This is a genomic window from Leptospira congkakensis (genome assembly GCF_004770265.1).
In the GTDB taxonomy this organism is placed as follows: domain Bacteria; phylum Spirochaetota; class Leptospiria; order Leptospirales; family Leptospiraceae; genus Leptospira_A; species Leptospira_A congkakensis.
Genome location: NZ_RQGQ01000004.1, coordinates 747,769 through 771,107, shown reverse-complemented (window position 1 = coordinate 771,107; position 23,339 = coordinate 747,769). Strand labels below are relative to the sequence as shown.

Sequence of the window (23,339 nt, the reverse complement as noted above, 5' to 3'; positions counted from 1 at the left end):
TATGGGCAAAACCAAAAAAGACGACAAACCTCGCGGAACCGATCCTTTAATCAATAAAAAGGCAAAGTTCAATTTCGAACTATTAGATTCGTTCGAAGCTGGTGTTGTACTCACAGGATCTGAGGTAAAATCCCTTCGTGAAAAAAAGGGAAACCTTACCGATTGTTTTGCCAAAGTAAGGAACGGGGAAGTGTTTTTGGAAAACTTTCAAATTCCTCCTTATAAGAACGGGGGTTATGCGAACCATCCGGAAATTCGACCTCGTAAACTTTTGCTAAAAGCAAAAGAAATCGAAAAAATCGATCGTTCCATCAAAGAGAAGGGACTAGTGCTCGTAGCCACTCGTTGTTTCTTCAAAAACAATCGTTTGGTGAAGATAGATGTCGCTTTAGCCAAACCTAAAAAACTTTACGACAAACGTGACGACATTCAAAAAAAGGAAGCCAAAATCGATATGGAAAGAGCCATGAAGGAACACCTACGCAAATGAAAGGACTTCCAGTGGTCACCATTGTTGGTAGACAAAATGTGGGTAAGTCCACACTATTCAACGCCATCCTCCGCGCACAAAGTGCCATCACAGAAAATACTGCCGGTGTTACAAGAGACGTTTTACAAAAAACAGTGGAAAGATCGGAATTTAAAATTCCGTTCACTTTGTCCGATACACCGGGTCTTGATATCGAAAATATCGATGAAATCTCCAAGGAAATCATCGATATTGCTTTTGAACATTTACGCAATTCGGATCTCATCCTTCATGTGATCGATCATAAAGACTTACGTAAGTATGACCATAAACTCATCGATCTATTCAAAAAAGATGATATTCTAAAAGATAAAATGGTTCTTACCCTCATCAATAAGGTAGATACCGAACAAGATGAATATGACTTGGAACCATTTTACAAACTGGGCTTAAACGAACTTCTACCCATTTCGGCTCTTGGGCGTAGAAATTTTGATCTCCTCTACCAAAAGATTAATTTTTTCCTTCCCGATAAAATCAAAATGCCTGAGGATCCCTATTGTAAAATTGCGATCATTGGAAAACCTAACTCGGGTAAGTCGTCTCTACTGAATACCTTTCTCGGTTACAAACGTGCTGTGGTGAGTGATGTGCCGGGAACCACTAGAGATTCTGTTTCCGATCAGTTCTATTTTCAAAATCAAAAATTAGAAATCATTGATACGGCCGGAATTCGCAGAAAATCCAAAACGGGTGAAAGTTTAGAATTCTATTCTTACAAACGAACCCTACATAGTTTGGGGGAAGCCGATGTAGTGGTTCTTCTTGTAGATGCCTTGAAAGGTCTGGGTGAATTTGACAAAAAGATTTTTGGAGAAATCCAGGAGCTTGGAAAACCCATGATTGTGGCTGTAAACAAATGGGATCTCGTTCCTGAAAAAGAATCCAATTCTTGGAAACACTACAAAGACCGGATGGAAGCCAAACTTTCCATTTTGAAAGAGCGCCCTCTCATTTCCCTTTCTGCCAAAGAGAAAGTCCGCACCCACAAGCTCCTAGAATCTGTGGTCGCTCTCTATGAAAAGTCCCAGAAAAAGCTCACTACCCGTGCCTTAAATGACTGGTTAAGCAAATGGGGAGGAAAAAATAAGGTTCAGAAGGCATCGAATCGACCTCCGAAGGTGTATTACGCCACACAGGTCTCCCAGATTCCTTTTAAAATTCTGTTCTTTGTTAACGATACGAAACTCTTTCCGTCAAATATTCTAAGCTTTTACCGAAAGAGTATAGTAGCTGAGTTCGGACTGGATGGCCTGTCTGTCGAGATCGAACTTCGTAACAGAAACGAGGGTAAGGAGGGCAAGGAATGATTCTTGCTGCGATCCTATTGAGCTACCTTTTGGGTGGCATTCCGGTTGGGTTTCTCCTAGCCAAAAAAGTTCGGGGGATTGATATCCGTGAACATGGCAGTCGCAATATCGGTGCTACCAATGTGGGTCGTGTCATCGGTTGGAAGTATGGAATCATTGCTCTTTTCTTGGATGCACTCAAAGGTGCCATCCCCGTCATCGCTGCATCCTATATTGAATCACCTTATTCTCTGACAACCACCGAGATTTTACTTGGATCTGTTGCCATACTTGGCCATACATTCACGCCCTTCCTCCATTTCAAAGGAGGAAAAGGGGTGGCCACTGCTCTTGGTGTGTATATGACTCTTGTTCCGATTGTAACCGTTTGTGCGGTTGTGATTTTTTTTATAGTCTATAAAATTTCTGGATTTGTTTCTCTCGGTTCTATTTTAGCAACCCTTTCTATGCCAATTTGGTATTTTGGAACTACAAAATACATTCCCGATTCCGAATACCAACCAATCATCTTTTTTGTGTTAGTTGCAACTTTTTTTCTCATTTCCTACTCACATAGAGAGAACATCAAACGTTTGGTGTTGGGTAAAGAACTGCGAGCAACACAGAATGCAAACTGAAAGAGAATCACCGCTCACACAAAAAGAAAAACTTTTCCTTCTCACTAAATTTGTAGAAGATCATCCCGAGGCTGAAATTCAGGACTTTTACAAATGGTTGTATTATGGAGAGTTTGGAATGGAAGAGTCCACTCTGATCATGACGGGAAAACAATCCATTCCCGAGTTACATGAAGTTTTAAGTGAGATTAAAAAAGAAGAATCAGAAGAAAAAGAATCTGAACTCATTTGGGAACCTATGGGTCTTGCCGCTAGGTTTGTCAAAGTGTATGTAACCAAATACTATCATACAGATTGTCCGGTAAAACGGTTGGTAAATTTATTGGAACGTTCTCCTGCATTTCGCGGTGCCAGGATGAGTTTTAAATTGGATTGGAACTTACTCAAAGAAACAGTTTTAGAATTACGACCGGAACTAAGCCGCCGTGATTTTATCAATTTCGAAGAAAGAATTAATTTTCACCAATTGCCTGCAATGCCATATACTGAAGGTTATGCGGACAAAAATCCATTTTTTTATCGAGTGGTATCTCAGAAGTTATTTTTTGATTATTTTCCCGAGTTTGAAGACAATTCTGTTTTTCATCCTTTTTCTGGAAATGAATCCATCATTGGATAGAGACTTCGTTTTAAATACCGGATTTCTTTTTTGATGGATTGGATCATGAGTTGGTTTTTTCTAACAAGTTCCAAATCCTTATGCCGTAAGATATAAATTTCAGTTTTCCGCACCATTCTTCGTAAATAAGATTGTTCCCGCATCCAAATCCAAATGTCAGATTCCTGAAAGGAATCATTTGGTGTCTCTGATCCAAACTTTTTCAAACCTTGTTCCATAAACTCCAAATCTTTTTGAATGCGTTGGAATAGATTTTCAGAACCCTTAGGGTGTAAATAGGAGGGAGTAGTTGCATTTTTTGTCCCCGCTGGAATCAATTTGCCTTTTGGTTCGTGAGATTTGGTAGAAGTCTCAGGTGATGTTTTGTTTCCATTCTCTTCTTTCAAACCTAGTTTCCAAATGGAAAGTTCTCGCCATGGAAAGTTGTGGTTTGGTGTCTCTTTCAAATTTTCACTTGCTCTTTCTGGACTGAGAGATTGGATTCCTTCTATTTCTGCCCCGTCTTCATTCACATTGAAAAGTTTCATTTGTGCCACGTTAGAAGCTGACTCTTCAAACCAATGTCTGTACAAATCCAAAACATAATCTGTCAGAACAGAACCTTCGCCATTTGTCCTAGGCACAAAACGAGTTTCCCTTTTGCGAATGATGACTTCATTGATTCTCTCTAAGCTGTTTTTACGGTTTAAAAGAGTGAGCCATTTTTCATTATGATGGGTTCCTGTGGAATGGATTTCCCTTCCAGAATAGGCAAGGTCTTGGCCAAGAAAATAAACAGAGGTAAATCCCATAAAACGAAGCATATCAAAGGCTGTCGTTGCTACGGATCCTCCCGACTGGATATCTCCCACTTCCGTAAACACCTGTTCGGCGAGTTCTCCTCCAGCTGTCACTTCGCGGACAAGTGTTCCTTCTGCATCCACTTGGTATTTGGCTGTGACGGAATGAACCACGGAACGAAACATTGGTTCACGGAGGAGAGTGGGAGAACTGACCAAGTCGGCAAATAGTGGAATTTTCTTTAGAGACTCTCCCATAAAATGAAAAAAAGAATTGGTTTGAGCATCGAGAGTGACAACCCCGTCTGCTTCGATCCCTGCTTTGATTAATACTTTCAGAGAAGTATCGCAGGACAAAACAAAAACTTTTTCTCTCACGGATTGCAACCATGGGAGATTTTTTCGTAAACTTGGACCAGCTGACACAAGTACGGCGGAAAGTCCTTTGAATTTTTCCCTTAGAGAAGAGATGGGATAACGAACCGGTGTTTCTTTTCCGACATGAACCAAGTTCCAAATGGAGTTTTTAATCCATAACCTTTCAAATTCAAACTTGGTGAGTAGATCACTCATTTTTGCAGAAAATACGGTTTGGGTTTTTTCCTCTAATTCACGAAAGATTGGGTTTCTATTTGTATCTGTTGGATTACGAATGACTTTCAGTCCACTCACTCGTTCAATGGGTAAAGACTCTAAATAGTTAAAATACAAAGGAAAAAATGCATCTCCCGAAAACAAATGTCGTCCGGGAACCTGTAAAACAGGTTTGAGAATTGTGTCCCAAATAACAGGAATTAGGGTTTCATCGTCGCCTATGAGAATGAGGATTTGGCCAGGAGACAAAGTTTCACTGATTTTTTGAATCAGATGTGGATTTCCAAGTCCAAACAAAATTACCACATCGGTAGACTTTAAGGAATAAGTATCTAAAAGCCGGATGGCCTGTGTTAGTGGAGAGAAGGAAGAGGAGAGTGGTTCTCCATTTAATGAGACATAATATTCCCCTGATTTCTTGGCTGAACCCAATTCCCAAAGATTTCCGGAGGCAAAGTTTCTGAAATAATTTTGTAAGTACGGCTTCCTTTCAAAAATTTCACTGGAAATGGGATCGATAATTTGGGACATAATACTATCTAAGGTTTTTTCTTATGTCTCCCAAGTTGTGTCAACCGGGAAACAGGGAAATCGAACGGCGAAACATATATGCATTTAAAGAGCCTAAGTATTGTTGGATTCAAAACGTTTGCAGATGAAACGGAGATCAATTTTGATCCCGGGTTTACTGCTGTCGTCGGACCGAATGGTTCGGGGAAATCAAATATTGTCGATTCCGTTAAATGGGTCTTTGGTGAAAAAAGTGCCAAGGGACTTCGTGGTGAAAAGATGGACGACGTCATCTTCCACGGAACAGAGAGTAGGCGACCTGCTGGATTTTCAGAGGTTTCTATTCTTTTTGATAACGATGACCATTTTTTCAACATTGATTATCCGTCGGTAAAAATCACTCGTCGTTTGTATCCTGATGGGGAAAACGAATATTATCTCAATGATATCAGAACCACAAGAAAGGATATCGAAAAAACCTTACTCGATACTGGAATTGGTAAATCTAGTTATAGCATTTTAGAACAAGGCCGAGTGGACCAAATCCTCAATTCCAAACCAGAAGAAAGAAGAGCCATCTTCGAAGAGGCGGCCGGTGTTTCTCGATTCAAACTCGATCGCAAAGAAGCTACGAAGAAGTTGGATGATACCAATCAGAATCTTCTTCGTATCCAAGACATTATGAACTCCATGGTCAAAGACTTGGAAGTCAAAGAGAAACAATCCGAAAAAGCAGAACAATACTTCAAACTTAAATCTGATTTGGATGAGTCTGATAAAAACCTTAGGTTTTTAAAACTACGCGATTTCAAACGTCGCATGAAAAAATCGGATGAAGATCTTCTCGAGATTCGAGAAAAAAACAAATCCATTTTATCACTCATCCAAAACGAAACCAATTTGATTTCTGAAAAAGAAACCACCAAAGAAGCCAAAGAAAGAGAAATTGCTGAAATCGATAAAAAGTTATTTGATCATCTTTCCAAAAGCCAAATCCAAAAAGAGAAAATAGCAAAAAACAAAACATTTATCTTAGAGTATGAACTTCGGATTGGGGAAATTCTATCTGCTTTAGAAACAGAAAACCAGGCCACAATCAAACTTGAAGTAGAAAAACGTGCGATTGAGTTGGAAAACGAACGCCAAAGAGAAATCCAAACCACTCTCCAGGAAGAAATCCAAACTTTGGAATCTACCCGTGTTTCTTTGGAACTATCTATCAAAGAAGAAGAAAAATCCATTGAGGAAAAAGAAGGTAGGATTGCAGAAAATGAAAAACGCCATATCATCCTCAGAGAAAAACAAAAAACTGTTATACTCGAACTCATCCAAGAGTTAGAAAACAAAAAAAGGGAATCGAGAGAAGGGGAAGAAATTCGTAATGCCGACAAAGCCGATCTTCTTTCCGATTTAGAACTGTATAAAAATAAACTACAGGTTGCCCTTTCTCATTTAGAATCATCTAAAGTATCAGAAAGTATAACTAATTTACAAGAAATTCGGTTAGAAAGTTATTCAGAAAAATTAACTTCATTTTTGAAAAGAGAAGATGATTTTAGAAATTTACTTTTTGATAAAGATGGAATCCTTTCCAAAAAAGAATCTATTGACCAAGAAATCGAAGACTTAATTTTAGAAAACGAAAACCTAACTCGTGGAATTCGAGACCACCAAAGTAATATCATTTTGCATAGAAGTCATTGGGAAGAAACAAGAAACCATATTGTGGAACTTGAAAAAAAACTTCTCGAATCGAATTCTCGTTTAGAAAACCAACAAAAGGAAATTGCCGTCCTTGATGAAAGGATTGGTGAAATTGAGAAAAGGATTTTAGGGGCCAAGGAACAAGAGTCTGTCATTCGCGAAAAGAAAGATAGTTTGGAAAAGGAAGTCGAAATTCTAGAAAAAGAAATCGAAGAATCTTACCAAGAATTCCTTTCTATGAGTCGAATTTTGGAGTCTGAAAAAGAAACCTTACAGTCGCTTGTTGAGGAAATTTCTGGAATCAAATCCAATATCACTAAAAACCAAGAAGTGTTTCAAAACCTTCTTCCTCTTTTGTCCGAAAAAGAAAGAACCAGTTCCGCACTCAAAGTACAAATTGATTCTCTTGTGGAAGAGTTATACAATGATTACTCTTTAACAGACTCCGAGTTAGAAACCGAACGTGGAAACTTAGAGTTGGATCAAAAGGCGGAAGAACGAAGATTACGATCTTCCAAGTCGGAAATTCAACTTCTTGGTTCTATCAATCCACTGGCTATTGAAGAATATCGTAATATCAAAGAAATCTACGAACACAATCTCAAACAAAAGATAGATATTGAAAGTTCCAAAAAAGACATTGAAGAAGTTTTGAAACGAATCAACGAAGAGTCGGAAAAACTTTTCCAAGAAACCTTTGAAAAAATCAAACAAAACTTCCAAGAGACTTTTTCTACATTATTCAATGGGGGAAGGGCCACACTTGAACTTACGGAAAAAGAAGACTCTCTCAATTCCGGGGTGGAGATTATGGCAGAACCACCAGGCAAACATGTGCAGAACTTACGATTGTTGTCAGGGGGAGAGAAGTCTCTCACAGCGATTGCCCTTCTATTTGCGATCTACATGGTAAAACCAAGCCCGTTCTGTTTCTTAGATGAGATAGATGCGGCTTTGGATGAGGCCAATAAACTTAGGTTCTGTCAGATCCTTGACAGGTTCAAAGACAAAACACAGTTTATCGTAGTTTCCCACGCGCAATCTACAATTTCAAGAGCCAACGCTATCTTTGGAGTCACCAACGAAGAACCAGGAATCTCAAAAATCCTTTCTCTTCGTTTGGATGAGGCTAAATCTCTTTCCAAACAAATCTCACAAAAGACCGGAACCGACAACTAGTCGGGCTCCGGATCTACCGAAACAAAACAGAAAAACAAATAAAGTAAGAGCCATCATTGATGATAGGCTCTTATTTCCGGTTTTCGTTCTATAGAAATGTAGGTTCTTTTATTTGTTGGCTTGCATTTCTTTCATAATGCAAGTAGAGAAAGCTTTGCAGGTATCACCACCAGAGAGGCAGTTTGCAATTTTGTTGTAGTATTTGGGACGGTTGCAGTTGAACTCACATCCACGTTTGAGTGTTGTTTTTTGTTCTTCTGTAGCAGTAGGGTTCACTTGAATTGAGCAAGTGTAAAACTTATCGCAGGCCTCTTTACATTTAGGAAAGTCAGCTGCTTGGATGGAACCGGCAAATAATACCAGAACCAAAATTGAAAAGAAACGGTTTGTTTTTTTCATACCTTGTCCTCTCGATCTTTGGTAGCGAAGACGGGAGTCGAACCCGTGACCTCAGGGTTATGAATCCTGTGCTCTAACCATCTGAGCTACCTCGCCCTATAACCTTAGATCGTTTGGTAGAACTAAATCTTTAGTTCTTTTGTCATTTTTTGAAGAGATTAAGAATGGTAAACAAAAAAAAGCCCCGACTGTTGCCGGGGCTTTTTCTCTTAGCAAGAGTAAGTTGTGAGGAATTCGTATGGGTGAGGGCGACCTTCCCATGGCCAAATTTCTGTTTCAAACTTGTAGTGTTGGTATGTTTGTAGAAAGTTTTCTGTAAACACATCCCCTTGTTTGAAAATTTCTCTTTGAGCAAGCATTTCTTCCATTGCTTCACGAAGTGTGTGAGGCATTTGGCGAATTCCTTTTTCACGGATTTCATCCAATGAAAGTTCAAAAAGATCTTCTTCACGTGCAGGACCTGGATCGATTTTTTCAGCGACACCAGCCATACCAGCCATAAGTAAGGAAGCAAACGCCAAATATGGGTTAGCTGTTGAGTCTGGGAATCGGAATTCCACACGTTTCGCTTTTTCACCGCTTACAAAAGGAATACGGCAAGAAGCAGAACGGTTCTGAGCAGAGTATGCTAGAATGGATGGAGCTTCGAATCCTGGAATGAGTCGTTTGTAAGAGTTAGTGGATGCATTAGTGAATGCAGCACAAGCTCTAGCATATTTCAAAACTCCACCAACATAGTTGAATGCGAAGTCAGAAAGACCTTGGTATTTATCTCCAGCAAAAAGGTTTTTTCCACCTTTCCAAAGAGAGATATGAACGTGCATACCGTTACCGTTATCACCAAAAAGTGGTTTTGGCATAAAAGTAGCAGTTTTTCCGTGTTTGTGAGCTACCATCTTTACTATGTATTTTAGCTTTTGAACGTTATCTGCAGCTTCAATCAAAGTTCCAAACTTAACACCAATTTCCCCTTGTGCTTGCGCTACTTCGTGGTGAACCACAAAAGTTTCCATTCCGATTGCTTCTAGAGTTTTTACAAATTCAGCACGGAGGTCAACTTGAGAGTCAATCGGAGCTACTGGAAAGTATCCACCTTTAGTTCCAGGACGGTGTCCGGAGTTGAAGTTGATTTTTCCTGTATTATTTGATCCAGGAATTTCAGAGTGAGTGTTCCAGATTCCTTCATTAGAATCTAATTCGTAGTATTGGCAGTTAATTTCATCACGTACTTTTAAACTGTCAAAAACAAAGAATTCATTTTCTGGACCGAAATAAGCAGTGTCTGCGATTCCGGATTTGTTCATGAACTCTAATGCTTTTTTTGCAATAGAACGTGGGCATTTTTCATAGTATTGTTTTTTATAGATGTCCCATACATCGCAAAACATAACGAGTGTTTTGTCTGCAGTAAACGGATCTAAAAAAGCCGTAGAAATTTCTGGGTGTAGTTGCATGTCAGAAGCATTGATTGGCTGCCAACGAGCAATGGAAGATCCATCAAAAGGAATCCCTTTGAATGTTTCTTCATCAACTGAATTCACATAATAAGAAACGTGATGCCACATTCCTTTGATATCCGTGAAGCGGAAGTCGTAGAAAATGACTCCATTTTTTTTGGCATACTCAACCACTTCCTTTCCGGAAGTAAATTTTGGGGTTGCGAACTGCATTTGATTCTCCTTCTTTCAGAGGTCGGTCTGATTGTTGTAATCTGTTGTCCCATTAAATGCAAGATTTATACCAAGGCATTTCGACCTAAATATAAGGGTTTCGTGGAGTTTCTAAGCAAATTGAATACAATCGATTGCCCAAATAGTCAACGAAAAGCTTTTAACGATAACAAATCGCTTAAATATATAGCAAAATTGCTCAATTTAAGCCTCCGCCATTTCGAAATACTATCTACAAAAGGGGAAATTTGGTCAACGGAATCGGTTAATTTTCGAAGAGAAATCGGAAAAATTTCAGATTCTTTTATGAGTTATGTTTTTTTTGTGGCAGTGCCCGAAGATTCATAGAGGTTAGAATCTAGATGAGTTCTCGAAAACCTGATTATGGTCGTTACCAACATTTAGAGAGCTTCATCCACCTTTCCAAAGATGCCATCTGGTGTTACGAGTTAGACATTCCTATGCCCATCACTCTTTCTGAAGAGGAGCAGATGGAATACATTTGGAGTCATAGCATTGTTAGGGATTGTAATTTGGCCATGGCCAAGTTTTATGGATACCCAACTGTCAATGATATCATTGGTAAGTATCTAAAAGATTTGGTTAGCCTTAAAAGTGTATTTTTGCTTCGTAAGTTCATTGCCGAGTCTTACCAATTAGAAAATTACGAATACTTTGTTGAGTTGTCAGATGGACACCAACGGATTTTTTTGATGAACTCTCATGGGCAAATACAAGACGAACATCTTGTTCGGATTTGGGGACAACAAATTGAAATTTCTTCCATCAGAGAATCGGAAGTTAAACTTTCTGGTTTACTTCGTTTTTCACAAATTGTTTCGGAAGTATCCAAAACCTTTGTCCATTCGAAAGCTGAATTTGTTTCAGATGCCATCCAATTTGCCCTAGAAGAACTAGGTAAGTATTCCCGTGCCGATCGAGTGTTCGTTGCGGAAATTTCTTCAGACAAACAATTTCTTTCAGTTTCCCACGAATGGGTGTTAGAGGGGATGCCATCCTTATTTCAAGTTGGAACCAAACTTCCCATTGCAAAAATGAATCCTGAACGTTTGGGAATCCTTGCTTCTGACGGTGTAATTCATATTGCGGATACTTCTCTTATGGTCGATGAACCTTGGCATTTGGATCTTTTCAAACGAGCAGAAGTTCGCTCCATCCTTGTTGTGGGTTTACGAGATGAGGGAAGTGTCATTGGGATTCTCGGAATTACTACATATGAAAGGATTGGTAACTGGTCAGAGGAAACAAAGCAACTATTAGGTTTGATCGCGGGGTTTGTTTCGCAAGGTTTGGTTCGTGCAAAAAACGAAATCAAATTAATGAAAAAAGAAAAAATCTTACAAAGATTTTATTCTGATGTAAAAGAAGATTTAGCACTCGCTAAATTAACCCAAGAAGCATGGGTTGCTAAGGATTTTGGTGAAATTCCAAATGTAAAAATTCAATCTCGGTTTTTACCCTATGATGAAATCGGGGGGGACCTGATTTTGTATGAAAAAACAAATGAAGATAGTATTGATATTTTTTTTGGAGATATATCGGGTCATGGAATTTCATCCGCACTTGTTTCTGGGATTGCTGCCGTATCTTTTAAAAAACATTCCAAATTAGAATCAAGTCCTGCAAACATTCTGGAAGCCATGCATTTGGAACTAAAAACTATTATTTTCAAACACCATATCTCCGCCTGTGTCCTTCGCCTTTTTCCAAAAGAAAGAAGGGTGGAGTTCAGTTTCGCCGGACATCCACCGGTAGTATTTTGGAAAAAAAATGAAAAGGTGATGAAACTTGTAAAAGATGAAATGTATCCCATCCTTCTACTCGATCATTGGGAAGGGAAAAATATTTCCAAAACATTTGAAGAGGGAGACCGATTGCTTTTATATTCCGATGGAATTTATGAATTGGAAGAAGCGGCAGGAGGTTATATTGGACTTGATATTTTTTTACAGGAACTTTCTGAAATGATTTCGGTATCTGATTCCACAGATAGCTTACTCAAAAAAATGATTGCTAACTGTTTGATTGACAAGGATCGAATCATCCATGACGATATAGCCGTTCTCTTTATGGAATTTTAATTTTCTCTATCAGCGATATCTAAAACTTTTGCATCCGCTTCTGGATACTTTGCCAAATACTCCGACACAATTTTCTTTTTCCCATCGAGTCTATCTAAATGGTTTTCGATGATATGTCCAAAATCTAATTTACCAGTCACAATTTCATAACGTTCTGTTTCAATGGTTCCTAAATCCAAATCAACCGGAACTTCATTGGCTTTGTCTGCATAATCTTTGGCCTTTTCCCAATAAGGAATGGCTTCTTTATAGAAGGCTTCTGCTACACCAAAACTCTCTTTTAGTTCATGGGCAAAATCTAAATTGTAAAAATATACATGGCGTTTGTCAAATTTGGAGGCTAGTCTCATATAAGAACGCATGATCTGGATATTGATATGCATAAACATCAGGTTTCTATATTTATAATATTCTTTTTCTGTTTTGGTTTCACATAAAGAATGTTTGGGATGGCGGAATCTTTTCCCAAGAGCAATTTTTAACCAATAGATATTTTTTCTAATTTCATTATCGTTATAATGTTGTTTGAGATTGTACAACTCGTAAAAATCTTCCAAATACTTTGGTTCCCATTTATGGAGTTTGTAAGGAACCCAATCCGAAAATTTGGTATAGGGGCCATTTTTTTCGTATTCGTAGTTGTAATCGATGTCGGTTTCCCAAGCACCAAGAGAATGCGAAAACAAGGATAGAATGAGTGTTAGTAATATTAGGAATCCTTGTTTCACCTTAAAAGTATCGGTAAAAGGGCAGAATTCCCCAACCTAGGATTCTCCTATTTTAGAGGTAAGATTTCGGCCACCCATTGGTAACCAACACCCCGCACATTGCGGATGGAATCTTCACCAAGCGCATCCCGAAGCCGGACTATGGCATTGTCGATGGTTCTTTCTGTCGGAAAACTTTCTTCGCCCACAATATTGTCCAAAATTTCCGAACGACTAAAGACCTTTCTCGCATCCGAAAGTAGGAGGGCAAGGAGGGCGCAGTCCCTTTTGGAAAGTAAAACCGATGTGCCATCTTCCTTTTTCACAAGGAAAGAATCCAGATGGATTTCTGTTTGGTTCATTTTCCATTTTTGTCCAAAATGAGGACGGGTTTGGGCGACCACTCTTTCCAAACGGATGAGAAATTCTTTTAGGTGGAAAGGTTTGGGGATGAATTCGGCTGCCCCTAGTTCAAACCCACGAAGTCTTTCCTGGGCTCCCGCTTGGGCGGTGAGAAATAGAAAGGGGATGTCTTTTTCTTTGGATAAAAAAGTTTCGGCTAGTTGGAATCCGTTCCCATCCGGAAGTCGTAAGTCAAGGACTACCAAATCAAATTGGTTCGGGGAAAATAAAATTTCCGCTTCCGAAACCGTTTTTGCCCACTGGACTCTATACCGGTCTTGTTCCAATCGTTCTTTTAAAGTTTCGCCGAGACCCTCATCATCTTCGACGAGTAAAATTCTTGGTTTCATGGAACCTCTTTTAGAATCAGTTTCACTTGGAATCCGGACGAACTGTACGGAAATTCTAGGGAACCTTTCATTTTTTCAATTAGTTTTTTAACGATGTACAAACCAATTCCACTCCCGCTTGTTTTAGAGTGACGTAAGAATGGTAATGTGAGATTTTTTTTATTCCCTACAAAGCCAGTTCCATCGTCTTCTAAAAGAAAGGTGACCTGGTTGTTTTCTTTTGCCACTGTGAGTTTGGTTGTTTTGGCCTTTCCATGGCGTTTTGCATTCTCACTTAAATTTTTTAACATTGCAAAAAATGCCTTTTTATCAATATAAACTTTAGTTTCCTTCGGAACCAAAACATTCCAATGGAGGTCGGGTTCATGATGGGAATAGGATTCACATAAATCAGAAATGGAAAGTGATTCTAGATACAAGGATTCCCCTTGCATCAGGCTTGCGAGATAAAATGCATTCCCCATTTGGGATTCAATTCTTTGGTTTTCTTTCCAAATTTTTTCTAATTTCTTCTTTAGTTCGGGATGTTTTGAATCTTCTAATAAGACTTCGATTTGCAACTGTAAGCTGGCGATAGGAGTTTTCATTTCGTGAGTGACAGTGGAAAAAAAATCAGAAATGAGTTTGGAACGTTTGTGATCTCTGTAGGATAAAACAGCGAGGGTCACTCCACCGAGGGTTAGCATAGAAAGAAAAAAAGATCCTTCCAGTTTTAACATCCGATTCACTCGGTCCAGTTCTACTTGCCTTGCTTCACTGATAGAAATTTCTGAAATGGTTTTAGCTTGGCGAAACCCCAAAATCCACCACCACACACCTAAAGAGAGTGTGAGGAAGAGCCAGGCCAGGGAAAAAAACATTCGAAATTGTGCGGATCCTCTCAAATTTGCCTCTCAATTCAAGTTAGGGCCAAGCGGATGGGCGACGAGCAAAAAAAGATGTTGTCACATTGGAAGAACCCGAGATTTTATTTTTTAGGAGAACAACTTTGAACTTCGACGAAATCTCGAAACATCTTGGAAATGATGCGGAATCCTTACTTGGATTCAAATCGCCTAAAATCGCTAAAGAACTAATCCACGTACCTGGCTCTGACTGGGTTGATAGAATTTTTGCTCCCACAGACAGGTCTGTACCTGTTCTTCGTAGCATCCAAACCTTACTTGGAAGCGGCCGCCTCGGTGGAACTGGATATGTTTCCATCCTGCCGGTAGACCAAGGAATTGAACACTCCGCTGGTGCTTCTTTCGCAAAAAACCCTATTTATTTTGATGGGGAAAACATCATCAAATTGGCTATCGAAGGTGGTTGTAACGGTGTTGCGACAACTCTTGGTGTTCTTGGATCGGTTGCAAGAAAGTATGCTCACAAAATTCCTTTCATTTTGAAGATCAACCACAACGAACTCCTTACGTATCCAAACAAAAGTGAACAAATCCTTTTCGCTACTGTGAAACAAGCATACGACCAAGGTTGTGTTGCGATCGGTGCTACTATTTATTTTGGTTCTGCTGATTCAGGTCGTGAAATCGTTGAGATTTCTAAAATCTTCCAAATGGCTCATGAACTAGGAATGGCAACCATCCTTTGGTGTTATGTAAGAAACAATGCGTTCAAAAAAGATAAAGACTACCATGTTTCTGCTGACTTAACAGGACAAGCAAATCACTTAGGTGTGACCATCCAAGCGGATATCATCAAACAAAAGTTACCTGAGAATAATGGTGGATACAATGTGCTCAACCAAGAGTCTTCTTATGGTAAAACAGACAAACGTATCTACACAGATCTTACTTCTGACCACCCAATTGACCTCACTCGTTACCAAGTAGCAAATTGTTATATGGGAAGAGCAGGACTCATCAACTCTGGTGGAGCTTCTGGAGAAAATGACTTACAAGATGCGATCAAAACTGCCGTGATCAACAAACGTGCTGGCGGAATGGGTCTCATTTCTGGAAGAAAGGCTTTCCAAAAACCAATGAAGGAAGGGGTTGCATTACTCAACGCCATCCAAGACGTATACCTATCGAAAGAAGTCACAGTCGCTTAAAAAGGCTTGGAATCTTTTGAAAATGTAAAAAAAAGAAGGGCAGGGGTACTTGTATCTCTGCCCTCTATTGTTTCTGAACATTCTTTTGAATGTGGTGACATTTATAGTTTATACCCACTTTGTGATTGGGCAAAGGATGTGGGTTTTAGTATCATCCAATTATTACCCTTAAACGATACAGGTTTCGGGTATTCACCTTACAGTGCTATCTCCGCTTTTGCAATTGATCCACTTTATATATCCTTATACAAACTAAACATAAATACAAAGTCTCGTAAACGTGAGATAAAATTTCTCCAAAACCATCCTAATCGCATTCGTAATCTAAAACTAGAAATCATTCGTAAATATTATTTAGAAAACAAGAAAGAAGCCATGAGTGAGGCCACTTACTTTTTGGAAAAACACCCCTGGTGTTATTCTTATGCAGCCTTTCGTCTGTTATATGAAGAAAATCAAGGGGTTGGTTGGTGGGAATGGCCAAAAGAATTCCAAAATCCAAATCATGCCAAAGAATATTTATTTTCAGAGAAAAGAAACGAAGCTTTGTTTTGGGTTTATTTGCAAAAGATCGCTTATGATCAGTTATCTGAAGTAAAAGTCCATTTTGAAGATTCGGGTGTGTATCTAAAGGGTGATATGCCAATCCTCACTTCCCGAAATTCCTGTGATGTTTGGGAACATCCAGAATATTTTATTATGGATTTGCAAGCCGGTGCACCACCGGATGATTTTTCGAAAACTGGGCAAACTTGGGGATTTCCGGTTTTGAACTGGGAAGTATTAGAAAAATCAAATTATTCCTGGTGGAAAGATCGATTGTCGTATTTAGAAAAATTTTTCCATCTCTATCGCATTGATCATGTGATTGGAATGTATCGGATTTGGTCGATTCCCAAAGAAGATGATACAGCTCTCAAGGGTTGGTTCCATCCTCAATTTGGAATCACAAAAGAAGAATTTATGAAAGAAGGATTGGATCCCAAAAGATTTGAATCTTTAGGTCTTATCCATGAATTTAAGTCCGATCATTATATTTTCTATTGGGATTTTTGGAAAGAAGCCGCTTACCAAGAGCTTGCAGAGGAGACCAAAGCCAAACTTTATCCTTTGTCAGAACTACATATCAAAGAAGAGGAAAAACATTGGAGAGAATCAGGGGAAAGGATTTTGGAAATTTTTGAATCCTTTTCTTCGATGATTCCTTGTGCAGAAGATTTGGGATCGGTTCCTTCCTTTATCAGAGAATCCTTATTTGAACGTCAGATGATTGGCATTGATGTGGTTCGTTGGACCAAATCTTTCACCGCAGGTGAATTCATTCCCGAGGAATCCTATAGGAAAAATGCCATTTCTGTTTTATCCACACATGACACAGGTTTGGCGCTTGATTGGTGGAAAAACGAAGGAGATAAAGAAACGAAACTCCAATTTTTTTTTGATCGTTTGAAAAAACCAAGACCGGAAACGGATGATGAAATTCTTCTGGGACTTCTTAGATTTGTGTTTGGAACGAGTAGTCTTTTTTCCATCCAATTGTTTCAGGATTTAGCACTCGGTGTTCCCAGTGTTTTGGAAAACCCGGAAAACCACCGCATCAACCTACCTGGTACAGCGGACCATTCCAACTGGACCTACCGGTTTCCAATTCTTATGGAAGACTTTGCTTCTGATTTCAAACGGAATTTGACTCTCCGCAAACTCCTTCTGGATTCGGGCAGAAATTCATAATTTTTTAGAATTTTTACAATTGTGACAGGTTCGTTCAAGTCGGATAAGCCCGTTTCTGGTAGGATAGACTTTTACACCCGGAGGTCTCCTTTGAGATTTGCAAAAGAAATGGCGTTTTATTCCGCTTACCATCAGGAAAAACGTAATGTATTGATCCATGTGCTTGGTGTTCCCACAATCACCTTCACTTTGTTTGTTGTGTTAAGCCGTTTTAGCCTTTTTGAATACAATGGCTTTCACGTGTCCGCATCACTTGTGTTTACCTTAGCGGTGCTTGGGTATTACTACACTTTGGATGTATTGTTTGCATTTGTGGCGACTATCGTTTTCGGGGGACTTTTTGTAACCTCTGAGTGGATCACAACACAACTACCTGCGACAACAGCTTGGACAATTTTTGGATTAGGACAAGTGATCGGTTGGGGAGCTCAGTTCTACGGACACTTTATTTTTGAAAAGAGCAGACCAGCACTTTTTGATAACCTGTTCCAAGCTTTAGTATCCGCACCTCTATTTGTGGTAGCAGATGTTTTCTTTGAGTTAGGTTACCGATTGGATCTAAAAGCAGCCGTGGAAGCGGAACTAAAACAAAAAGGTGTTTGGAAAGATTTTTCCCATAAACACGCTTAAAACTTTTTATCCCTAAGGAAAGATCGTAAAGTAGAAGAGATTTATAGAAATACTCAAACAATATCTACTTTGCGATCCCACTCCCGTTTTTGCATCCGCCTCGACAAACCAGATTAGAATTCGAACCTTTGTTTCTATTTTAATCTTCGCAGAAACATACCTTACGGAGTGATTGGCTTCCTAAAAATAAGGAAGGTTTCACTCCAAACATCTTTTTGAATGTTCTTGATAAATGAGCTTGGTCACTAAAACCCGCTGCATGTGATGCCGTGGTCAGATTTTCACCGCCTTGTAATAGTTTTGCGGCAATATGAAGCCTTTGCCATAACAAATATTGTCTGAGTGGAATTCCCATATTCTCTTTAAACAAATGCATAAACCGATCGGTGGAAATTCCTGAAATTTCAGAAAGTTCCGTAAGAGTCACTGGATTTGGGATTTTTTCTTTGATCTTTTGGATCACCATCTCAATCCTGTGGTCATATTTTTTAGGAATGGTTTCGGAACCAAGTGAAGAAAGAATTTGGTTATAAATATTACGAGCAAGTTCACAGCTGAGAGAGTCGCTAAACAATGGTTCTGCGAGTTTTTGGATTTTCAAACGAGTGCCCTCATCAATGAATTTGGGACTATCATCCATCACGATCCGTTTGTATTCTACAGACTTTGGATCCAGTTGGATGATGAGCATCTCGGAATTTTCCGCAGCCAATCTATGATAATAGTTGGGTGGAATGATGATCCCTTGGGATTCGATCACAGAATCGGATTTTGTATACAAATGGAAAGAATCTGTGAGAGAAACCAAGATGGACACGGCATAATGAGAATGTGGTTCTGTCACAATCCCTGCGGTTCCTAGGAGAATTCGTTCTCCAAAATAAAAAAGACTTCCTTTTCTTTTTACATTCATATACTAGAAAAATTCTAAGAACCATTCTGAAAAAGGCAAGGATTATCGAATGAAAAAAATGTTTTGGGGATTCGTTTTCTTTAGTTTCTTTTCTTCTTTATTTGCGGTCAGTGTTGGCGAGGTTCCGACTTCTTGGAAGGAAATTCGTTCCAAATACAATTGGAAAACAAACCCAATTTTCCCTGAATCAGAATCTGTAGATTTATTTGAATCTGTTTTGTATACCGATGGTAAATTATTTTTCCAAACAAGAGATGTTACTAAACAATCCTCCATTCTAGTTTGGGATTTGGAGTTAGGGGAATCTAAAAACTTTCCTTGGGAAGGGGGAAAGGTAACTGGTTGGACAGAGTGTTCTAGTAAAATTTTGATTCAAACAACAAAAACGCTATGGGATTTGGATTCAAAAACATTTGCGGTGAAGAGAAAACTACCATGGCCAAACAATGGAAAATCTTGGCAGGACATCGTTTGTCTGGAAAATAAAATCTATCGGTTGGTGGGAGACCAATTGGAAGTCTATGGTTTGGAATCAGGGGAATTAGAATCAAAAATTTCAGTTCCTTTTTCTTCTGTACAAAGAATCACCAAACATGGAGAAAAAGATATTTTATTTCTCTCCTCATATTGGGGGAATACCATCCAAGTTTTTTCACCGAAAGATCCCACAAACAAGAGAGAATGGAAGTTTCCTGTAAACCACCGTGCACTTTTTAAACTCATCGCTTTATCCGAAAATCATTTACTCATCTTTGATCCGATCACCAAAATCTATGGGGAGTGGATGGTATTTGAAAATTCCATTTTACCATTAGCGTCTCCTGTCGAAGTGGCAGACGGATCGAGAGCCTACCGGTTTTCTCCCATCCAAAACAAAATCGAATACCAATTTCAGTTAACGGCACTTACGGAAGTTCCCGAAACAAAATACCAATTTGTCCTTCCCAAACAGAATACAAGTTCTCAAAACTTAAAAAGTGAAAAACTAAATCCATCCTCATTGGAGGAGATCGATAGCGCTGGCAATCGAAGTTTAGTTCTTACCATCCCTCCACTGAAAGCGGGAGATACAAAGGATATCAAAGTTTACGAGGCCATCCTCACTCGTTATAAAATCCATTGGAATTTAGATCCGAATTTGACTCTGGCAAAGAACCTAAAGAGTGATGGTTTCCAAAGTTATTTGTTAGATGATTGGTTTTTGAAAATGGATGAAGAGGTTGTGGTCAAAAAAAGAAATTTTCTTTTCCAAGAAAATACAAACGTAAAACAAATCCTCGCCAAAACTCAAGTATATGTTTCTTCCATTCCTTACAAATCAGGGAGTTTTGAATCGGCTCCCAAGGTGATTGAAAAAAACAATGGAGGTTGCACCGAACATTCCTATGTCACCATGGCCTTGTTACGTGGTATGGGGATTCCGTCTAGGTTGGTTTGGAACTATCTACCAACTGAGTCTTCTAAAGAAATTACATTTAATCATAAATTTGTGGAGGTCTGGGTAGAAGGCCTTGGATGGATTCCTATGGAACCACTGGCACCTCCCAGATCCAAACCAGGTGTCACTCATGCAAGGCATGTAGTGTTTGCGGGACTACCAGGCACAAGTCATCCCAAAATTGCTGGTGGAGATAGGCTTGTTCAATTATCAAAAGACCAATTGGGTTTAGCTAAAAAGATAAAGTTCAAACTAGTTGTGGTAAAGAATGATACCACAACCGAAGAATGGGAAGGCATGGAAGAGAGAGTTGTCCCTCAAAAATCAAATCGTGCTTTAAACTCTGGGGAAGATATAGTGGTTCCTTAAGTCATTTCCTAAGGACAAAATTTTCTCCGTTTTTGGGGCCGGATTTGCGGATAAAAAGTCTACGTTCAACAGATACGCCAAGTAACACTTGGTAGATGTCTGTAAGGATGGGTCTGGAAGAATAGTATCCATGTCCAAGTCCCCCCACACCCAAAACAGGATCGTCCACTTCGTTGACATTGATCACATCCACACCGGAATACTTAAAACACATTCCGGCCCGAGGGGCACCATTTACTTTCTGGGAAGCAACAAGTGCGTTGTCCCCAGGAGAACAATAGAGAGTGATTCTTTCAGAGGATTTTGTTAAGTCAGAAAGGATGAGTTCAAATTCGTTTTTATCAAAATCGGGTGCATTTAAAATGAGTTCCGAAAGAAATTTACTTTTTCCTTGTTTGGCGAGTGTAGCCACAGAAGGTAATACCACTTGGTGTCCCATACTATGCACCACTAGATGGATTTTTTTTCCAAGACCTGTGATGTCGGTTAAGAACTTGGCAAAAGGTTCTCTATTGATTTTTGCTTCTGTAAAGTTTAAGTCATAAGTAGATTTCACCATCACCTGGCCGAGAATTCCGGAATCAGCTCCCGCAGGCCAAGAGTAAACAACAACCTCACCAGGAAATTTTAAATCATATTTAATTTGTCCAGCTCGAAGCACAGCTTCATCAAAGTTGACATTGAATCCATGTACAAAAACTAAAACTTCATCGGAAGCGGAGGATTTGATTTTCGATAAAAATTCTCTATCGTCGGTGTTGATACGGCCTTTGAATTGAAAGAATTGGTTTTTGTCTTGGGTATTGTCCAAAGATATATCACCAATGATATGGCGAGAAGGAATGTTTACCAAACAAATTCCATAATGAGGATTGATGTCGGTGATGAATCCAAAACTTGCTGCATCACAATTGTCTTTTACAGTCATTTCCCGACGAGAGGTGATAAAATGTACATTTAAGATTTTGGTTTCATCAAAAGGATCCACAATTCGTTTGTTGATTTGTTCTCCAATTTTGGGGGCGCAGGAAATCAGAAAGTTTGTTAAAATAAATAAATAAAAAAGGAATATTAGGTAATTTGAATGTGTTAGGTTTTGTTTCTTTTGATTCATAGGTTCGTTTGATCCAGTTTATTTGTAGGAAAATCCTTTGATGATTTTTGTAGGGTTTACGTTTTTCCCATCTTTGATGACTTCAAAGTGGAGATGGGGACCAAAACAATATCCTGTACATCCTGAACGAGAGATGACTTTACCAGCACTGACATAGTCACCTTCTTTCACAAAAAGTTTAGAATTGTGAGCATATAAAGTTTGATAACTATCATCATGAGTGAGGATGATCGCATTTCCATACCCACCCATCCAACCAGAATAGGTGACTTTCCCTTTTCTCGCTGCATACACTGATTCATAATTTGCACGTAAGTCGAGGGCCATATGGAATTTGTATTGAGGGTAAGATCTTGTTCCCCATCCGGAAGTAATCACTTTGGAAACAACGGGGATTCTCCATACAGGGCCTGTTTCTGGGATGATGGCTCCCGGAAGAAAAACCTTTTGGCCTGATTTGAATAAATCATAATCTTCTAATTGGTTTTCGGAATAGATATCATCGATTTTGACTTTGTAATAATCTGCAACTTTTGCGAGTGTATCCCCTTTTTTCAATTTATAAACTAAACCTTGTTTGTTGGGAATGTTTAAGATTTGTCCAGGTAGGATGGATACTTCGGGATTAATCCCTGAACTTCCTGCGATGGATTCAGCAGAAAGTTTGAACCTACGTGCGATATCCGAAAGTGTTTCGTTCTTTTTGACTTTGTATTGAGTGACTTTTAATTTTTTGTTTTTGTTTTCAGCTAGTGCATCCAAGTCAGCGGAACGAAGGATGGCCATTTTTTTATCTTCCGTTTCTTGGAGGTATTTTTCATCCGCAAGTTTTGCTTCTTTGTCTTTGATGTCGTTTTCTTCCACTTCCGTGGACATACTTAAGAATTCCTTTTCCATCAAACTTTCTTCGTAAGTTTGTTTGTCTACGAGGATGGACAAAAAGAACGCTAAGATAAACGAAGAGGCGAGTAGTGGGAGGATACGATATCGCTTGCGGTTGAGATCAATTGTGCCATGAAGGACACTAGATTGTGATTGGAGATTGTAAAAATACTTTCCGGGAGAAACTTGGATTACATTTACGTTCCCCCAGCGTAACACATGCTTGCCGATCGTAGACTTTTCTGGAGATCGAAGTAGCATGTGTTAAAGGGATTCGTTAATCCTTAGTGTCTAAGGATTTAATACCACCAAAGGATTCTTCAACAATCTTACGAACGTCTTTTTTCTGGCCGCCTGTGATTGTAATATTTCCTTTAGCAACAACACCTTTTTGAAGTTCTAAATAAGGAGCTGTAATATCACCTAACATACGTCCTGTACCTTCGAGTTTTACTTCGTTTTCGGCTTTGATGTTTCCGATGAGGGTACCTGATACGATGACTTCTCTTGCACTGATGTTAGTTTTTACTTTACCGGTTTCTCCGATAACGAGTGCGTCTTCTGTTTTGATATCACCTTCGAATTTTCCATCGATTCTAAGTGAACCTGCGATATAAAACTTACCTTCAAATATCGACCCTGGTCCGATAACGCTATTGATGGAATCCTTACCTATTGCCATTCCTGCTCCTTTTCCCCTTCTGTGAGAATCAAAATTTTCGGTCTTCTTGACAAGCC

The 23,339-nt window shown here is 39.1% G+C and carries 20 protein-coding genes and 1 tRNA gene; 10 read left to right on the top strand and 11 right to left on the bottom strand.

Features of this window, described 5'->3' with window-relative positions; translation table 11 throughout:
• Window position 1: 1 nt before the first annotated feature.
• Genes smpB through EHQ70_RS04725 form a run of 4 tightly spaced genes read left to right on the top strand, consistent with a single transcriptional unit; the run spans window position 2 to window position 3,075 of the window.
• The gene (gene smpB / locus EHQ70_RS04740; RefSeq protein WP_002974168.1) at window positions 2–490 is read left to right on the top strand and encodes an SsrA-binding protein SmpB; all 489 of its coding nucleotides are present in this window, start codon (window positions 2–4) and stop codon (window positions 488–490) included.
• Entirely contained in the window at window positions 487–1,839 is a 1,353-nt protein-coding gene (gene der / locus EHQ70_RS04735) for a ribosome biogenesis GTPase Der (protein WP_135583963.1), read from the top strand. The genes smpB and der overlap by 4 nt, the downstream gene beginning before the upstream one ends.
• On the top strand, window positions 1,836–2,456 hold the full coding sequence (plsY, locus tag EHQ70_RS04730; protein WP_135583961.1) for a glycerol-3-phosphate 1-O-acyltransferase PlsY: 621 nt from the start codon (window positions 1,836–1,838) through the stop codon (window positions 2,454–2,456). Before der ends, plsY begins: the two co-directional genes overlap by 4 nt.
• Complete coding sequence (locus tag EHQ70_RS04725) at window positions 2,446–3,075, top strand: hypothetical protein (RefSeq protein WP_135583960.1); 630 nt, start codon at window positions 2,446–2,448, stop codon at window positions 3,073–3,075. Before plsY ends, EHQ70_RS04725 begins: the two co-directional genes overlap by 11 nt.
• Here the strand turns inward: EHQ70_RS04725 and EHQ70_RS04720 are convergent.
• A complete protein-coding gene (locus EHQ70_RS04720; protein WP_135583958.1) occupies window positions 3,039–4,979 on the bottom strand; it encodes a motility associated factor glycosyltransferase family protein in 1,941 nt (646 codons plus the stop codon). The two genes, EHQ70_RS04725 and EHQ70_RS04720, sit on opposite strands and share 37 nt — an antisense overlap.
• 78 nt (window positions 4,980–5,057) lie before the next feature.
• Here EHQ70_RS04720 and EHQ70_RS04715 point away from each other — a divergent pair, with 78 nt between their 5' ends.
• The gene (locus EHQ70_RS04715; RefSeq protein WP_135583956.1) at window positions 5,058–7,841 is read left to right on the top strand and encodes a chromosome segregation SMC family protein; all 2,784 of its coding nucleotides are present in this window, start codon (window positions 5,058–5,060) and stop codon (window positions 7,839–7,841) included.
• Window positions 7,842–7,949: 108 nt separating this feature from the next.
• On the opposite strand, the gene EHQ70_RS04710 is transcribed toward EHQ70_RS04715, so the two are convergent.
• The 3 genes from EHQ70_RS04710 to glnA form a co-directional block, all read right to left on the bottom strand.
• A complete protein-coding gene (locus tag EHQ70_RS04710) occupies window positions 7,950–8,240 on the bottom strand; it encodes a Cys-rich protein (RefSeq protein WP_135583954.1) in 291 nt (96 codons plus the stop codon).
• A gap of 19 nt (window positions 8,241–8,259) precedes the next feature.
• Window positions 8,260–8,336, bottom strand: a tRNA-Met gene (locus tag EHQ70_RS04705).
• A 113-nt stretch (window positions 8,337–8,449) separates the two neighbouring features.
• Window positions 8,450–9,910 (bottom strand): type I glutamate--ammonia ligase, encoded by a 1,461-nt coding sequence (gene glnA, locus EHQ70_RS04700; RefSeq protein ID WP_135583952.1) that lies wholly within the window; start codon window positions 9,908–9,910, stop codon window positions 8,450–8,452.
• 362 nt (window positions 9,911–10,272) lie between these two features.
• Here glnA and EHQ70_RS04695 point away from each other — a divergent pair, with 362 nt between their 5' ends.
• On the top strand, window positions 10,273–12,012 hold the full coding sequence (locus EHQ70_RS04695) for a PP2C family protein-serine/threonine phosphatase (RefSeq protein WP_135583950.1): 1,740 nt from the start codon (window positions 10,273–10,275) through the stop codon (window positions 12,010–12,012).
• Here the strand turns inward: EHQ70_RS04695 and EHQ70_RS04690 are convergent.
• The 3 genes from EHQ70_RS04690 to EHQ70_RS04680 form a co-directional block, all read right to left on the bottom strand.
• Window positions 12,009–12,722, bottom strand: a complete 714-nt coding sequence (locus tag EHQ70_RS04690) for a hypothetical protein (RefSeq protein WP_244288231.1) — start codon at window positions 12,720–12,722, stop codon at window positions 12,009–12,011. The two genes, EHQ70_RS04695 and EHQ70_RS04690, sit on opposite strands and share 4 nt — an antisense overlap.
• Before the next feature lie 65 nt (window positions 12,723–12,787).
• Complete coding sequence (locus EHQ70_RS04685) at window positions 12,788–13,471, bottom strand: response regulator transcription factor (RefSeq protein WP_135583946.1); 684 nt, start codon at window positions 13,469–13,471, stop codon at window positions 12,788–12,790.
• Entirely contained in the window at window positions 13,468–14,331 is an 864-nt protein-coding gene (locus tag EHQ70_RS04680) for a sensor histidine kinase (protein ID WP_135583944.1), read from the bottom strand. Before EHQ70_RS04680 ends, EHQ70_RS04685 begins: the two co-directional genes overlap by 4 nt.
• A gap of 128 nt (window positions 14,332–14,459) precedes the next feature.
• Between EHQ70_RS04680 and EHQ70_RS04675 the strand changes: the two genes are divergently transcribed.
• From EHQ70_RS04675 to EHQ70_RS04665, 3 genes are all read left to right on the top strand, one after another.
• Window positions 14,460–15,524, top strand: a complete 1,065-nt coding sequence (locus EHQ70_RS04675) for a class I fructose-bisphosphate aldolase (RefSeq protein ID WP_135583942.1) — start codon at window positions 14,460–14,462, stop codon at window positions 15,522–15,524.
• Window positions 15,525–15,530: 6 nt separating this feature from the next.
• Entirely contained in the window at window positions 15,531–17,255 is a 1,725-nt protein-coding gene (locus tag EHQ70_RS04670; RefSeq protein WP_135583940.1) for a 4-alpha-glucanotransferase, read from the top strand.
• A 90-nt stretch (window positions 17,256–17,345) separates the two neighbouring features.
• Window positions 17,346–17,885, top strand: a complete 540-nt coding sequence (locus EHQ70_RS04665; RefSeq protein ID WP_135583938.1) for an Mpo1 family 2-hydroxy fatty acid dioxygenase — start codon at window positions 17,346–17,348, stop codon at window positions 17,883–17,885.
• Window positions 17,886–18,024: 139 nt separating this feature from the next.
• Here the strand turns inward: EHQ70_RS04665 and EHQ70_RS04660 are convergent, their stop codons facing one another.
• A complete protein-coding gene (locus EHQ70_RS04660; RefSeq protein ID WP_135583936.1) occupies window positions 18,025–18,798 on the bottom strand; it encodes a helix-turn-helix transcriptional regulator in 774 nt (257 codons plus the stop codon).
• Between the two features lie 49 nt (window positions 18,799–18,847).
• Between EHQ70_RS04660 and EHQ70_RS04655 the strand changes: the two genes are divergently transcribed.
• Window positions 18,848–20,605 carry a transglutaminase-like domain-containing protein gene (locus EHQ70_RS04655; RefSeq protein ID WP_135583934.1) on the top strand — a complete coding sequence of 586 codons (1,758 nt, stop codon included), beginning with the start codon at window positions 18,848–18,850 and terminating at the stop codon, window positions 20,603–20,605.
• Window position 20,606: 1 nt separating this feature from the next.
• On the opposite strand, the gene EHQ70_RS04650 is transcribed toward EHQ70_RS04655, so the two are convergent.
• The 3 genes from EHQ70_RS04650 to EHQ70_RS04640 are packed head-to-tail and all read right to left on the bottom strand — an operon-like array spanning window position 20,607 to window position 23,283.
• Entirely contained in the window at window positions 20,607–21,719 is a 1,113-nt protein-coding gene (locus EHQ70_RS04650; RefSeq protein ID WP_135583932.1) for an alpha/beta hydrolase, read from the bottom strand.
• An 18-nt stretch (window positions 21,720–21,737) separates the two neighbouring features.
• The gene (locus EHQ70_RS04645; RefSeq protein ID WP_167481689.1) at window positions 21,738–22,862 is read right to left on the bottom strand and encodes a M23 family metallopeptidase; all 1,125 of its coding nucleotides are present in this window, start codon (window positions 22,860–22,862) and stop codon (window positions 21,738–21,740) included.
• Between the two features lie 16 nt (window positions 22,863–22,878).
• Window positions 22,879–23,283, bottom strand: a complete 405-nt coding sequence (locus EHQ70_RS04640; protein WP_002974102.1) for a bactofilin family protein — start codon at window positions 23,281–23,283, stop codon at window positions 22,879–22,881.
• Window positions 23,284–23,339: the final 56 nt, after the last annotated feature.

What these genes read in the sequence shown, in the direction of transcription:
- glnA (WP_135583952.1), bottom strand. Translation starts at nt 9,910, where the DNA reads ATGCAGTTCGCAACCCCAAAATTTACTTCCGGAAAGGAAGTGGTTGAG.
- plsY (WP_135583961.1), top strand. Translation starts at nt 1,836, where the DNA reads ATGATTCTTGCTGCGATCCTATTGAGCTACCTTTTGGGTGGCATTCCG.
- smpB (WP_002974168.1), top strand. Translation starts at nt 2, where the DNA reads ATGGGCAAAACCAAAAAAGACGACAAACCTCGCGGAACCGATCCTTTA.
- EHQ70_RS04645 (WP_167481689.1), bottom strand. Translation starts at nt 22,862, where the DNA reads ATGCTACTTCGATCTCCAGAAAAGTCTACGATCGGCAAGCATGTGTTA.
- EHQ70_RS04680 (WP_135583944.1), bottom strand. Translation starts at nt 14,331, where the DNA reads ATGTTTTTTTCCCTGGCCTGGCTCTTCCTCACACTCTCTTTAGGTGTG.
- EHQ70_RS04725 (WP_135583960.1), top strand. Translation starts at nt 2,446, where the DNA reads ATGCAAACTGAAAGAGAATCACCGCTCACACAAAAAGAAAAACTTTTC.
- der (WP_135583963.1), top strand. Translation starts at nt 487, where the DNA reads ATGAAAGGACTTCCAGTGGTCACCATTGTTGGTAGACAAAATGTGGGT.
- EHQ70_RS04715 (WP_135583956.1), top strand. Translation starts at nt 5,058, where the DNA reads ATGCATTTAAAGAGCCTAAGTATTGTTGGATTCAAAACGTTTGCAGAT.
- EHQ70_RS04685 (WP_135583946.1), bottom strand. Translation starts at nt 13,471, where the DNA reads ATGAAACCAAGAATTTTACTCGTCGAAGATGATGAGGGTCTCGGCGAA.
- EHQ70_RS04710 (WP_135583954.1), bottom strand. Translation starts at nt 8,240, where the DNA reads ATGAAAAAAACAAACCGTTTCTTTTCAATTTTGGTTCTGGTATTATTT.
- EHQ70_RS04720 (WP_135583958.1), bottom strand. Translation starts at nt 4,979, where the DNA reads ATGTCCCAAATTATCGATCCCATTTCCAGTGAAATTTTTGAAAGGAAG.
- EHQ70_RS04650 (WP_135583932.1), bottom strand. Translation starts at nt 21,719, where the DNA reads ATGAATCAAAAGAAACAAAACCTAACACATTCAAATTACCTAATATTC.
- EHQ70_RS04640 (WP_002974102.1), bottom strand. Translation starts at nt 23,283, where the DNA reads ATGGCAATAGGTAAGGATTCCATCAATAGCGTTATCGGACCAGGGTCG.
- EHQ70_RS04655 (WP_135583934.1), top strand. Translation starts at nt 18,848, where the DNA reads ATGAAAAAAATGTTTTGGGGATTCGTTTTCTTTAGTTTCTTTTCTTCT.
- EHQ70_RS04660 (WP_135583936.1), bottom strand. Translation starts at nt 18,798, where the DNA reads ATGAATGTAAAAAGAAAAGGAAGTCTTTTTTATTTTGGAGAACGAATT.
- EHQ70_RS04695 (WP_135583950.1), top strand. Translation starts at nt 10,273, where the DNA reads ATGAGTTCTCGAAAACCTGATTATGGTCGTTACCAACATTTAGAGAGC.